Genomic DNA, 12,305 nt, shown 5'->3' on the forward strand with positions numbered 1-12,305 from the left:
CTATGGGATATGCCACTGTACAGGAGGTGGCAGACGGGTTCCGCCGCCTGAGCGATGAGGAACGGGAACGCTGCGCCGCCATGCTGGAGGAGGCAGCAATCCTGATCGATGCCTGCCGCGCCGATGCTGAAAACGAGCGCAAGCGGCTGGTGTCCTGCCGTATGGTGCGCCGCGTGCTGGGGGACGGTATGGGCGAGAGCGCACCGCTGTACCCCATGGGCGCAACCCAAGGGTCTGCATCGGCGCTGGGGTATAGCCAAAGCTGGACCCTGAGCGGCGGCAGCAGCGGTGAGCTGTATCTTTCCAAGACCGAAAAACGGCTGTTGGGTGCAGGTGATCGCATCGGGGCAGGCAGCTTTCTGGAGGTGCAGCAGTATGATCCGTGGCGTTGAAGTGACCCTGTATGAAAAGCGCAAAGTCGGGCAGGATGCCTTTCATGCCCCTGTATACGAGGAAACGCCGGTCACTGTGCCGGACGTTCTGGTGGGCGAGCCGGACGCAGCGCAGATCGTGACAGAGCTGCAGCTGAACGGCAGACATCTGGTCTATGTTCTGGGAATTCCAAAAGGCGACGACCACAATTGGGACAATGCCGAGGTGGAGTTTTTCGGGCAGCGGTTCCGCACCTATGGCGGGGTGATCCAAGGCATGGAGGCTATGCTGCCGCTGCGTTGGAACAAAAAAGTGATGGTGGAACGATATGAGTAAGATCGTGAAAATCAAGCTGAACCGCGCCGGTGTGCGCAGTCTGCTGAAAAGCGGTGAAATGCAGGAGCTGCTGACAGCGCGCGCCCAAGAAATTGCCGACCGCTGCGGTGCCGGGTACGAAACCGACAGTTATGTAGGTCAGAACCGCGTAAACGCCAGAGTCTGGCCCGAAACGGCTAAGGCGCGGCGGGATAACCACCGCAACAATACACTGGAGAAAGCACTGGGATGATTGAGGATGCCGTACTGGAATTTTTGGACAGCCGCCTGAATGTTGCCACTGCCATGGAAGTGCCGAGCAAACCGCCCGGCACTTTTCTTGTGGTGGAAAAAACAGGCTCCGGCTGCAGCAACTATATCCGAAAAGCCAACATTGCCGTGCAGAGTTACGGCAGCAGCCTGCTGCAGGCTGCCCAACTGAACGAGAAAGTGGTGCAGGCAATGGCTGCTCTGCCGGAATTGGACGGCATAGGTGCCTGCAAATTGCTGCGCGACTACAATTTTACCGATACCGCCGCAAAACGCTACCGCTATCAGGCAGTGTTTGAGGTGACGTATTACTGAAAGCGAGGTTTTTTCTATGGCAGATGCAAAATTGGTTACGGTCAGCAAGCCCAAGGTGGGCGGTGCGGTATACCGTGCGCCGTTGGGTACCGTGCTGCCCACCGATGCTACCGCCGAGCTGAACGAGGCGTTCAAGGCGCTTGGCTATATCAGCGAGGAGGGGCTGACGAACTCTAACTCCCCGGAAAGCGACAAAATCAAGGCGTGGGGCGGTGACACCGTACACAATTATCAGACTGAAAAGGACGATACCTTCCAGTTCGCGCTGATCGAGGCGCTGAATCCCGAGGTGCTGAAAACCGTCTACGGCGATGACAATGTGACCGGCACGCTGGACACCGGCATTACCGTAAAGGCAAACAGCGAGGAGCAGAAGGACTGCGCTTGGATCGTAGAAACGATTCTGAACGGGGATACGGTCAAGCGCGTGGTCATTCCCTGTGCCAAAATCACGGAGATCGAGGACATCGTTTACAAGGACGATGAGGCACTGGGGTACGGCATTACCATCAGCGCAACGGCCGATGCCGCGGGCAACACCCATTATGAGTACATCAAGAAAGGCGGCAAGTGATGCTGACAGGCAAAACAAAAAGCGGGTTTGTTTACTGCATCCCGGAAAGCCGTCTTGACAACATGGAGCTGCTGGATGCGCTGGTGGGCATCGACAAGGGGGACGGAACCCAACTGCCGCGCGCGGTGGACCTGCTGCTGGGCAGTGAGATGAAACAAAAGCTGTATGACCATCTGCGCACGGAACAGGGCAACGTGCCGGTGAAGGAAACAGCTGCCGAATTGCTGGAAATCATGCAGGGCGGGCAGCGGGCAAAAAACTCCTGACCCTCGCCCGGTATGCTGCAAGGGTGCCGGATGCGCTTATATGCGATATGGCGGAAACCTACCATGTGCTGGACTGGCGTGCGCTGGGGTTGCCCTTGGCGGCAACCCTTGCTGCCGGGCTGCGCGATAACAGCCGCGCCGCCATGGCACTGAGCGGAGCTGTGACCACGGTGGACACGATCCTGCGAGGTGCCATGACGGATGCCCTGCAGCTGTTGGTGTGGCTGAAAACCAAGGACAGTCAGTATGGGCGAAACCGCCCGAATTCGGTTTTGCAGACTCTGCTTGGCAATGTACCTGCGCGGCAGACCACGGCCTTTGCGGACGGAGCCGCCTACGAGGCAGCGCGGGCGAGGATTTTGAAGGAGGATACGCTATGAGCAAGGCAGAGCTTGCCGGCGCTTATGTACAAATCATTCCCTCTGCTGAGGGGATAAGCGGGAAAATCAGCGAGGCGCTGGGCGGCGAAGCCACAGCAGCCGGGCATAGCTCCGGACAATCGCTGGGGCGTGCGTTGGTTGGCACGCTGGGCAAGGTCCTTGCGGCTGCCGGTGTCGGCAAGATGCTGCAATCGGCATTTACCGGTGGCAGTGAGTTTGAAACCGCAGTGGCAAAAGTGGGCACCATTGCCGACACGGCAGCCGTGCCGCTGGAAAGCCTGCGCGGTCAGATTTTGGATGTGTCAGGCAGTATGGGCATTGCCGCCGGTGACATCGCCGAGGCTGCCTACCAAGCGATCAGCGCCGGTCAGGACACCGGGAATGCGGTTGCCTTTGCGGGGCAAGCGGCTATGCTGGCACAGGCGGGCTTTACGTCCAGCGCATCGGCGGTTGATATCCTGACCACTGCATTGAATGCCTACGGGCTGGAGGCAGACCAGGCCGACCACATCTCGGATGTACTGCTGACGACCCAGAACTTGGGCAAGACCAGTGTAAACGAGCTGGCGTCCAGTATGGGCAGAGTGATACCGCTGGCGGCAGCCTACAACGTCAGCATGGAAAACCTGTCCGGCGGGCTTGCGGTATTAACAGCCAACGGTATTGCTACCGCAGAAGCAACGACCTACACCAAATCCATGCTGAACGAGCTGGGAAGCACCGGTTCTACCGTCGGCAAAATTCTGCAGGCGCAAACAGGGCAGAGCTTTGCCGAACTGAATGCAAGCGGCAAAAGTCTGGGCGATGTGCTGCAGGTGCTGTACGACAGCGTGGGCGGTGACGCCACACAGTTTGCAGCCCTGTGGTCCAGCGTGGAGGCGGGTACCGGCGCTTTGAGTATTGCAAACTCCGGCGCGGACAAGTTCAATGAAGTGTTGGCGCAGATGCAGGCGGATTCCCACGCAACGCAAACCGCCTACGAAACGATGACAAACACCATGGCGCACAAGATGGAGCTTGTGAAAACCAACGCGCAGAATCTGGGTACAGCACTGTATGAGAGCGTCAGCGACCGTCTGGGGCTGGCAGTGGACAAGGCGGGCGGTTACCTGCAAACCCTGTCTGAAAGCGTACAGAGGGACGGCTTTGCCGGGCTGGCAGAGGGTCTGGGCGCCGTGTTCAAAGATCTATCCTCCCGCGTGGGACCGCAGCTTTTGCAGGCGGGGCTTGCCATGCTGGGACGCCTGGGGGATGGTTTGGTAAAAGGCATTCCTGCTTTACTGGAAAAGGCGCTGCCGCTTGCCTCGGATATTGCTGCAGGTCTGCGTGCAAACGCCGGGCAGCTGGTCGATGCGGGTATTGCGTTTATCCTCCATATGGCGCAGGGACTCGCCGACGGGATGCCCACGGTGATTGCCTATCTGCCGGGGATCGTGTCTGATTTGGCGGGTGTCATCAATGACAACGCACCTAAGCTCTTGAAGGCGGGCGTGCGGCTGATTATCACGCTGGGCAAGGGACTGTGGAACGCGGTTCTGGCTCTGGTATCCAACCTTCCGCAGATCATACAGGCGATTGTGGATGTGTTTACGGCATTCAACTGGCTGGACCTCGGAAAAAACATTATGACCCTGCTGAAGGACGGCATTACCTCTATGATGGGGGCGCTGCGCAACGCGGGACAAAATATCTTTCGCGTCGTGAACGAGGCGGTCAGCCGCCTGCCGCAAACCCTTGCTGATTTGGGAAGCAGCGCGATTCGTATGATGGGCAGTGGCATTTCCGGTATGGCGGGGGCTGTGCGCAGTGCGGGACAAAATATCTTTCGCGTTGTGAACGCGGCGGTCAGCCACCTGCCGCAAACCCTTGCCAATTTGGGAAGCAGCGCGATTCGTATGATGGGCAGCGGCATTTCCGGTATGGCGGGGGCGGTGCGCAGTGCGGCAAGTCAGATCCTTTCCTCCGTTCTGGGTGCATTGGCAGCTCTGCCGGGCAAAATGATTGCCATTGCAAAGAACGCTGTGAGCAATATGGTTCGTGCCTTTGTCAGCGGTGAATGGACGGGCGTTGGCGCAAATATCATAAACGGCATTATCGGGGGCATCGGCTCTGCTATAGGCGGGTTGGTGTCCGCGGCGGCCAATGCCGCCAAAAGCGCGCTGAATGCCGCCAAGCGTACCTTGGGCATCCACTCCCCTTCCCGTTTGTTCCGGGATGAAATCGGCAAGATGATTCCCGCCGGTATGGCGCTTGGCATTACGTCCAATCTGTGGCGCGTAGAGGATGCTGTAAATGCTTTGAGCGGGGCAGCCACAGCGCCGGTACAGATGCAGGTTGCCGGCGTGCTGGACAGCAACCGCCGTATGGCAGCGGCAGATTGGCAGGTAAGCCCCGCTGTGGTGTACCAGCAAAACAATACGTTCAACACACACGACAGCCTGTCGGAATCCGAACTGTGCCGGCAAGCTGAGGATATGGCGCAGCGTATGAAGTGGGGGCTGTATTAAGGAGGTGGACTCATGGCGCGTACTGTGCCGGTATACACGCTGCAGGCAGAAAGCGGGCGCAGCATACGGCTGGCGGCTGACAGCGACTTTTGGCTGACCAATCTTTCCGGGGATGATGGGCTTGCCATTGAGCTTGCTGCGGTGCAGTCCAGCGGACAGATAGGCAAGACACGCACAGGGCAGTCGATCGGGGATCGCAGTATCACCGTAACAGGTGCAATCGTGCGGAATTTTGACAGCAACGAAGCGATTCTGAAGAGGTTGGTTGCGCCGGGGGCGGCGCTGAAATGGTGCAAGACCGTGGGCGGAACAACGTGGTATCTGGATGTTGTGCCTGCCTTTACGCCGGATGTAAGCGGCGGGGAGCATCTGCTGAACTTCCAATGCAGGCTGAACGCAGCCTACCCCTACTGGCGCACCGTGGAAACAGCGCGAACGTTGCTGGGCGGGTTGCAGCCGACGTGGTTTCCTACGACAGTATCTACAGCCGGGCGGTTTGCCATAAGTCGGTACAAAAATGATTTGTATACATCCGTGCGCAACGATGGTAACACCGAAACAGCATTTACGCTGCAACTGCGCGCAGCGGCACGCGTGAAAAATCCCATGCTCTGGAACAGCCAAACACGGACGTTTATCCGCCTGCAAACCGAGATGCGGGCGGGAGAACGGGCAGAAATCTCCACGCTGGACGGCGAGCGCGGATGCCGCTGTTATACGCCGGAAAATTCTGCAAGCAACGGCTTCCGTCTGCTGGATATTGACAGCGACCTCTGGATGACGCTGCTTCCGGGCGACAATATCCTGCGCTTGACAGCAGATGAGGGACGCGAGAACCTGACGGCTGTCATAGTGGCACCCAAGGGGGTGGCAAGCGGTGTGTAACGCGCTTAAACTGATCGTCTATCACAACGCCGAACGGGCAGGCCTTGTTGAAAACATCACAAGTCTGCAATGGAAACCCGCCTTTTGCAATGCGGGCGAGTTTAAACTGGTGTGTGCTGCCACCGCCGAAAACCGCGCCCTTTTGGTGCCGGACGCGCTGCTGTATAACCCGGATACACCGGGACAGGCTGCGTTGGTGCTGGCGGTGGAGGCGGACGGGAACGCCTGCAAGCTGACGGTGCGGGGAAAATTTTCCCTTTGCCGACTGACGGCGCGGGTAGCAAGGGGAACCTATGCCGTGACGGAGGCAGCTTCTGCCTTGCTGAGGATCTGCCGGGAAAATCTTCGCGGTCTGGCGGTGGAGATTCCGCAGGGTGTCGGATTTACGGCACCTTGTTCCGAAACTATCGCATGGCAGGATTGCTGCACCGCCGCTGTACAGCTCGCCAAGGCGGGCGGTTTTGGGGTGCGTATGAGGTTTGATCCTGCATCGGCTACCGAAACATTGGAGCTTACGCAGGGCAAAAATCGCAGTGCGCCGGGTACGGAGTTATATAACGGATACTTTTCTACCCGGATGCAAAATCTGACCGGTGCGGTCTACACAGAGGATACCAGCAACTATGCCAACGTGATTCTCTGCGGCGGGGAACCCCCTGCCGAGGGTGACAGCTTTACCCGCTATTTTTGCGAGGTGGGCGATCTGGCAGCCACCGGAAACGCCCGGCGGGAACTATGGGTGGATGGCAGCAGCGTGACACACAGGCACACCGTGCAAAGCACGGACGGCACCACGGCAGAGGCGGTTTACAGCGAAGCTGAATATCAAACGGTGCTGCAAAACTATGCCCGCGCTGCGTTGACCGCCCATATGAGTACCCGAGAACTGAAATGCACGGCAGCCGATACAACGATGCGCTACGGCGAGGACTACAATTTGGGAGATCGTGTTCCCCTCCGAATCGAAGAACTGGGGCTGGCTGCAACGGCACAGGTGACCGCCGTCTGCCTGATTTATGAAAACGGTGTCCGCACACGAAACCCTGTGCTGGACAATTTTATTTTTTAGGAGGGATGGACCTTGACGGAATTGACCTGCTGGCCGCTTGACAACAAAGAGTACACGGCCGAGGCTCTGGGCGCTGCATATGCGGCGCGCAGCCGGGGACTTTTGCACAGCACCGATTTTGCAGCAACAACCAACGGAGATAACACCCTGACCATCGGTCCGGGGGTGTGCTGCATTCGACCCGGTGACTACTGGGCAGCCTTTGCCTACCGGTTGCAAAATACCGTATTGGAACTCAGCAATGCGGACGGCAGTTTCCCCCGGTGGGATGCGGTATCGCTGGTGTACGATAAGAACGCCAACTCCGTGTCAATGACTGTACGGGACGGTTTGCCCGGCAACAGCCCGGCGCTGCCGGAGCTGCGGCGCAATGAGAACTACGAGGAAGTGTTCCTCTACCGCATCACACGCCCAAAAGGTGCAGACAAGGTCACCGCCGACAACGTGGTGGACCTGCGTATGGATCCGCAATATTGCGGCTTGATGCGCGATACGCTGGATAGCGTGGACACAAGCGTGATGCAGGCTGGATTTGCATCGTTTCTGGAAAAAATCTCGGCGGAGCTGGACACGTTGGAACAGGACAAGCTGCCGGTGATGACAGGTGCCGATCTGGAGGAGGTATTAAGCCTGGTGTAAGGAGAATTCATGGAACACAAAATCGAACTTATCGAGTATGCGGCGCGCACCGAAACACCCTTTTGTCTGGGCACGGCGGAAAGCTACGGCGTGGAACGTCTGCGCTTTGTGCGCGGAATGGGCTGGGAAAATCTGGAGTTGGCCGCAACCTTCCACCCGCCCCGCGGCGCGGATCCGGTGCAGGTGCGCATCGATGCCGAGGATGCCGCCGATGTTCCGCCGGAGGCTACGGCCGTAGGCGGTGTGGGCGAATTGATTGTTATCGGATATCAGGATGGCGTAAGGCGATGCAGTTGCGGAGTGCGCTACCGAGTGGACAACCACGCACCTGTCGGAGGCGACCCGCCTGCCGACCTGACACCCAGTCTGACACAGCAAATTCTGGCCGCCGCAAACAGCGCCGAAAAAACCGCGCAGAGTGTGCGCGATGACGCTGACAGCGGCAAGTTTATCGGCCCGCCCGGACCCAAGGGCGACGCCGGAACTGCAGAAACGTTAAGCAACCTGGAAATCCAGGAAATTATAAACATGCTTTGAGAGGAGAAAACACAATGGCAGTAGACATGAACAAACTCATCGACGGTAACGGCCTCCTGTACGCATTGAAGGGGATGCTGACCAAAATCAACGCCTTGCTCGACAAAAAGGTGGACAAGGTGGAGGGCAAGGGCCTGTCCACCAACGACTACACCGCCGCCGAGAAAACCAAGCTGGCGGGAATTGCGGCGGGTGCGAACAAGTATACCCACCCCACCCACACAGCAAAAACCGCGGGGCTGTATAAGGTGACGGTGGACGCGCAGGGCCACGTTACCGATGCAACCGCCGTCGCAAAGGATGACATCACCGCGCTGGGCATCCCCGGCCAGGATACCAACACCTGGACGCCGTTTAAGGGCGCGACTTCCAGCGCGGCAGGCACGGCGGGTTATGTCCCCGCCCCCGCTGCCGGCGACCAGGAGAAATTCTTCAAGGCCGACGGCACCTTTGCCGTACCCAAGGACACTACCTATAACCCTGCCACCCAGAGCGCCAACGGCCTGATGACAGCTGCCGACAAGAAGAAGCTGGACGGCATCGCGGAAGGCGCCAACAAGTACACCCACCCTGCCTACACGGCAAAAGACGCCGGTCTGTACAAGGTTACGGTGGACGCTACCGGCCATGTTTCTGCTGCAACCGCCGTTGCAAAAGCTGACATTACCGCGTTGGGCATCCCCGGTAAGGACACCACATATAGCCCTGCCACCCAGAGCGCCAACGGTCTGATGGCAGCTGCTGACAAGAAGAAGCTGGACGCTTTCGGCGCTGCATCCACCTACGCCACGACCACATATGTCGGGCAGCAGATCGCAGCAGCCGGCCATATCACCAAGAGCATCGTTACCGCCTTGCCGGAAGCATCCGCCGCCAAGGACAACGTGATTTATATGGTGAAAAAGTCCGACGGCAGTGGCAGCAACCTGTATGATGAGTACATGCTCATCGACGGCAAGCTGGAGCTGGTGGGTGACAGCGCCACCAAAATCGCGACGCTCTCCAACGCCGATATTGAGGAAATTCTCGCCCAAGTGTAAGGAGGTAGCTCATGCCCAATCCCTATGTAGATAAGGGAAATCTGGCAGATTACTCTGCCGGACTGCGCGGCAGGCTGTACCGCACGGTTTCCGCCACCTTTACTGTTGATGGCTGGGCATCGGCAGACGGCAAGTACACGCAGAGCAAAACCGTTGCCAACAGTGGGGCATTCACGATAAAAAACGTGCTGCCGCCGCTGACGACGCAGACCGGAAACGCCGCTACCGATGCCACGAAACGCCGCAATCTTGGCTATATTGCCCGCGCAAAGGCGGAGTTTGTGGTGACTGCAAGCAACATCACGGTAAAAATCACCGCCGACACCAAGCCGGGCTGCGACCTGGACGTGACGTGGTACTTGGAGGTGTAATATGAAAATTTATGATGAAGCATTGGAAACTGAGCTGCAAAACCCTGACCTGACGCGCGGCAAGCTGGAAACCGCGCAGCGCGTGACGGTGCATCACGACGCTGTACCCGCATCCGTGCGGTATGAGGTGATGGCGGATACCATCACCTCCGACTGCCCCGATGGGCTGCGGCAGGAAATCACCACCACGGCGCAGGCAGCCTACGACGAATATGAAGAAGTGCAGCGGTATGTGCCCTACACCGAGGCGGAGCTTGCGGAAATTGCCGCCAAAGCCGAAGCCGAAAAAGCTGCCGCCGAAGCCGAAGCCAAAGCTGCTGAGCAAGCCGCCAAGGAAGAAGCAGCCCGCCGCGATGCCGCCGACAAACTGAACGCGCAGGTGACCTACACGGCGATGATGACCGACACAATGCTGCCGGAGGAGGGCTGATATGTACGAGAAAATCAAGCACTGGCATGAAAAGGGCTGGTGGACGGAGGCCATGGTGGCGCAAGCCGCCGCCAAAGGGCTGATTACCGACGAGCAGTATAAGGAGATTGTGGAGGGGGCAAACAATGAGTAATTTTATGAGTGCTGCGCTTACGGTGGATGATATCTACCCCGTGGGCAGCATTTACATGAGCGTCAACGCCACCGACCCCGCAAGGCTTTTCGGTGGAACGTGGGAGCGCATCAAGGAAAAATTCCTGCTCGGTGCGGGTGACACGCACACGGCAGGCAGCACGGGCGGCGAGTTTGAACACAAGCTGGCTGTTGATGAACTTCCGAGCCATGCACATTATCAACGCATTGGCAATAAAAGCGGAACTTCAAAAGGCAGATATCTGCCTTTTGAAGAGTCGTCCGTTATGTTTAGCTGGCCTGAGATAATACCTTCCATGAAAACTTCCGCCACCGGCGGCGATAAGCCACATAACACCACCCCCCCTATTTGGCAGTGTACATCTGGAAACGTACCGCGTAAGCGCAGACAAAGCGGGGTGGCAGCATGAGTAATTTTATGTACCCCGCGCCGCTGACGGATGCCACGCTAACGCAGGAAGGTTGCCCCGCAGACGCCAAGGCGGTGGGAGAGGCTTTGAACTGCGTGTTCGATATAAGCTCGAAAATAGCCCCCTACGCAAGTGGCATTACAATAAATGATAAATCTGTATATGTTGCGGGAAACGTCGTTTCTGCTTATATGGTGTTGTCTAGCGAGAATCCCTTAAAAAAGGGCTTTATCGTGAAAGGACTACCGAAACCCATTTGGGGATATGCGATTGCAAGTTGTTGCGATGAAGAAGGAAATACCATTGGAAGTGCATGGCTTTACCCAGATGGAACATTGCGAACACCATCAAACTTTGAAAAAAAGGGTTATTTCTTCATTTGCTATATAACAAGAGAATACAACCCAATTATCAAGACGAAATGATGTTTCCTGGTTATCTGTGGCAGCACTGCGCGGAGAAAATCATCTTGCTGTATTATATTATTGAAAGAAAGGAAGTACCTATGAAAATTTTCGGAATTGACACAAGCAAATACCAAGGCACCATCGACTGGGCAAAGGCTAAGGCGGGCGGCGTGAAGTTTGCCATGCTGAAAGCCGTGTCCACCAACCGCACGGGGTTATACATCGACCCGTTCTTTGAAAAAAACTACGCCGAATGCAAGCGGCTGGGAATCCCGGTAGGTGTATATTACTACACCTACGCGAAGGATAAAGTCTACGCCGACAAAGAGCTTGCACTGCTGAAAAAGGCAATCACGGGAAAGAAGTTCGAGTTCCCCGTTGTGGTGGATGTCGAAGATAACCTGCTCAAGCCCCTGAGCAAGGCCGCGCTGACTGATTTGGTGGAGTATGCCGTGAAAACCATCGAGGGCTGGGGCTGCTACGCAATGGTATACACCTACCTGTATTACAGCCGCACCGAGTTGGACATGAACCGCCTTGCAAACTACGACCTCTGGATTGCCCACTATGCCGCCGCTTGCGGGTACAAGGGTACGCACGGCATGTGGCAGTATAGTTCCAGCGGAAGTGTGCCTGGTGTGAGTGGTCGTTGTGATATGAACTACGCCTACAAGGATTACCCCGCCATCATCAAGGGCGCTGGGCTGAATGGTTACGGCAAGGCAAAGCCCGCCACGGCTGCACCCAATACTGCAGACGATAGTCTCTGGGCCGCCGATGGCCCTTTCACCATTGCCCAGGCCACAGGCAAAGATAAGGAAGAGCTGAAGGCTTTGTGTGAGGAAAAACGCCTGCATGTAACAAGAGGATGAAAGGAGTAGCTATGCAAAATCAGAACAACATTTTCCTTCTGGTAAAGGCTGCTATTGCTGCCGTTTGCGGTGCATTTACGGCAGCATTCGGCTGGCTGGGGTGGCTTACAGTGGCTTGGGTCGTCTGCATGGCACTGGACTGGCTGTCTGGCTCGGCTGCTGCCTGCAAACGCGGAAACTGGTCCAGCGCTGTGGCAAGAGGCGGCATCTGGCACAAGTTCGGCATGATCCTGGTGGTGCTGATTGCTGCCTTGACCGATGCCGTTTTGGGTGTAACGGTAGCAAACCTGCCGGGAATTGAATGGCAGGTCAATACCCTGTTGCTGCCCATGGTATTGGTGTGGTATATCTTTACGGAACTTGGATCCATTGCCGAAAACGCTGCTGCGCTTGGCGCCCCGGTGCCCAAACCCCTGCTGGACGCACTGGCTGCCGGACAGAAAATTGTAAATAAGGAATAAGCAAAAGCGGGCTGTCCCATGTCGGACAGCCC

20 protein-coding genes are annotated in these 12,305 nt (G+C 57.2%); all 20 read left to right on the top strand.

Translation table 11 applies throughout. The features are described from left to right. Positions 1–2: 2 nt before the first annotated feature. The 20 genes from Q0I19_RS05730 (at position 3) to Q0I19_RS05825 (ending at position 12,273) form a co-directional block, all read left to right on the top strand. Positions 3–392, top strand: a complete 390-nt coding sequence (locus Q0I19_RS05730) for a hypothetical protein (RefSeq protein ID WP_294759276.1) — start codon at positions 3–5, stop codon at positions 390–392. Next, positions 376–708 (top strand): hypothetical protein, encoded by a 333-nt coding sequence (locus Q0I19_RS05735; protein WP_294759277.1) that lies wholly within the window; start codon positions 376–378, stop codon positions 706–708. The genes Q0I19_RS05730 and Q0I19_RS05735 overlap by 17 nt, the downstream gene beginning before the upstream one ends. After that, the gene (locus Q0I19_RS05740) at positions 701–940 is read left to right on the top strand and encodes a hypothetical protein (protein ID WP_294759278.1); all 240 of its coding nucleotides are present in this window, start codon (positions 701–703) and stop codon (positions 938–940) included. The genes Q0I19_RS05735 and Q0I19_RS05740 overlap by 8 nt, the downstream gene beginning before the upstream one ends. Next, entirely contained in the window at positions 937–1,272 is a 336-nt protein-coding gene (locus Q0I19_RS05745) for a hypothetical protein (protein ID WP_294759280.1), read from the top strand. Before Q0I19_RS05740 ends, Q0I19_RS05745 begins: the two co-directional genes overlap by 4 nt. A gap of 16 nt (positions 1,273–1,288) precedes the next feature. Continuing rightward, on the top strand, positions 1,289–1,846 hold the full coding sequence (locus Q0I19_RS05750) for a phage tail protein (protein ID WP_294759281.1): 558 nt from the start codon (positions 1,289–1,291) through the stop codon (positions 1,844–1,846). Then, positions 1,846–2,112, top strand: coding sequence for a hypothetical protein (locus tag Q0I19_RS05755; RefSeq protein ID WP_294759283.1), 267 nt, complete (start codon positions 1,846–1,848; stop codon positions 2,110–2,112). Before Q0I19_RS05750 ends, Q0I19_RS05755 begins: the two co-directional genes overlap by 1 nt. Before the next feature lie 47 nt (positions 2,113–2,159). Next, the gene (locus tag Q0I19_RS05760) at positions 2,160–2,492 is read left to right on the top strand and encodes a DUF5361 domain-containing protein (protein ID WP_294759285.1); all 333 of its coding nucleotides are present in this window, start codon (positions 2,160–2,162) and stop codon (positions 2,490–2,492) included. Beyond that, positions 2,489–4,999 (top strand): phage tail tape measure protein, encoded by a 2,511-nt coding sequence (locus Q0I19_RS05765; protein WP_294759287.1) that lies wholly within the window; start codon positions 2,489–2,491, stop codon positions 4,997–4,999. The genes Q0I19_RS05760 and Q0I19_RS05765 overlap by 4 nt, the downstream gene beginning before the upstream one ends. 12 nt (positions 5,000–5,011) lie before the next feature. Next, positions 5,012–5,884 (top strand): phage tail domain-containing protein, encoded by an 873-nt coding sequence (locus Q0I19_RS05770; RefSeq protein ID WP_294759289.1) that lies wholly within the window; start codon positions 5,012–5,014, stop codon positions 5,882–5,884. After that, complete coding sequence (locus tag Q0I19_RS05775) at positions 5,877–6,953, top strand: hypothetical protein (RefSeq protein ID WP_294759291.1); 1,077 nt, start codon at positions 5,877–5,879, stop codon at positions 6,951–6,953. The genes Q0I19_RS05770 and Q0I19_RS05775 overlap by 8 nt, the downstream gene beginning before the upstream one ends. A 12-nt stretch (positions 6,954–6,965) precedes the next feature. Then, positions 6,966–7,592, top strand: coding sequence for a hypothetical protein (locus Q0I19_RS05780; RefSeq protein WP_294759293.1), 627 nt, complete (start codon positions 6,966–6,968; stop codon positions 7,590–7,592). A 9-nt stretch (positions 7,593–7,601) separates the two neighbouring features. Further along, the gene (locus tag Q0I19_RS05785; protein ID WP_294759294.1) at positions 7,602–8,129 is read left to right on the top strand and encodes a hypothetical protein; all 528 of its coding nucleotides are present in this window, start codon (positions 7,602–7,604) and stop codon (positions 8,127–8,129) included. A gap of 14 nt (positions 8,130–8,143) precedes the next feature. Beyond that, positions 8,144–9,169, top strand: coding sequence for a hypothetical protein (locus Q0I19_RS05790; protein WP_294759295.1), 1,026 nt, complete (start codon positions 8,144–8,146; stop codon positions 9,167–9,169). A gap of 11 nt (positions 9,170–9,180) precedes the next feature. After that, on the top strand, positions 9,181–9,540 hold the full coding sequence (locus Q0I19_RS05795) for a hypothetical protein (RefSeq protein ID WP_294759296.1): 360 nt from the start codon (positions 9,181–9,183) through the stop codon (positions 9,538–9,540). Between the two features lies 1 nt (position 9,541). After that, complete coding sequence (locus Q0I19_RS05800; RefSeq protein ID WP_294759298.1) at positions 9,542–9,970, top strand: hypothetical protein; 429 nt, start codon at positions 9,542–9,544, stop codon at positions 9,968–9,970. A gap of 1 nt (position 9,971) precedes the next feature. Continuing rightward, a complete protein-coding gene (locus Q0I19_RS05805) occupies positions 9,972–10,103 on the top strand; it encodes an XkdX family protein (RefSeq protein ID WP_294759300.1) in 132 nt (43 codons plus the stop codon). Next, entirely contained in the window at positions 10,096–10,533 is a 438-nt protein-coding gene (locus Q0I19_RS05810; protein ID WP_294759302.1) for a hypothetical protein, read from the top strand. Before Q0I19_RS05805 ends, Q0I19_RS05810 begins: the two co-directional genes overlap by 8 nt. Then, complete coding sequence (locus Q0I19_RS05815) at positions 10,530–10,958, top strand: hypothetical protein (RefSeq protein WP_294759304.1); 429 nt, start codon at positions 10,530–10,532, stop codon at positions 10,956–10,958. Before Q0I19_RS05810 ends, Q0I19_RS05815 begins: the two co-directional genes overlap by 4 nt. Positions 10,959–11,038: 80 nt before the next feature. Continuing rightward, positions 11,039–11,812, top strand: a complete 774-nt coding sequence (locus Q0I19_RS05820; RefSeq protein WP_294759307.1) for a GH25 family lysozyme — start codon at positions 11,039–11,041, stop codon at positions 11,810–11,812. Positions 11,813–11,823: 11 nt separating this feature from the next. Next, entirely contained in the window at positions 11,824–12,273 is a 450-nt protein-coding gene (locus Q0I19_RS05825) for a phage holin family protein (RefSeq protein ID WP_294759309.1), read from the top strand. Positions 12,274–12,305: the final 32 nt, after the last annotated feature.

The sequence above is a fragment of the uncultured Gemmiger sp. genome (assembly GCF_934561205.1).
Taxonomy (GTDB): Bacteria; Bacillota; Clostridia; order Oscillospirales; family Ruminococcaceae; genus Gemmiger.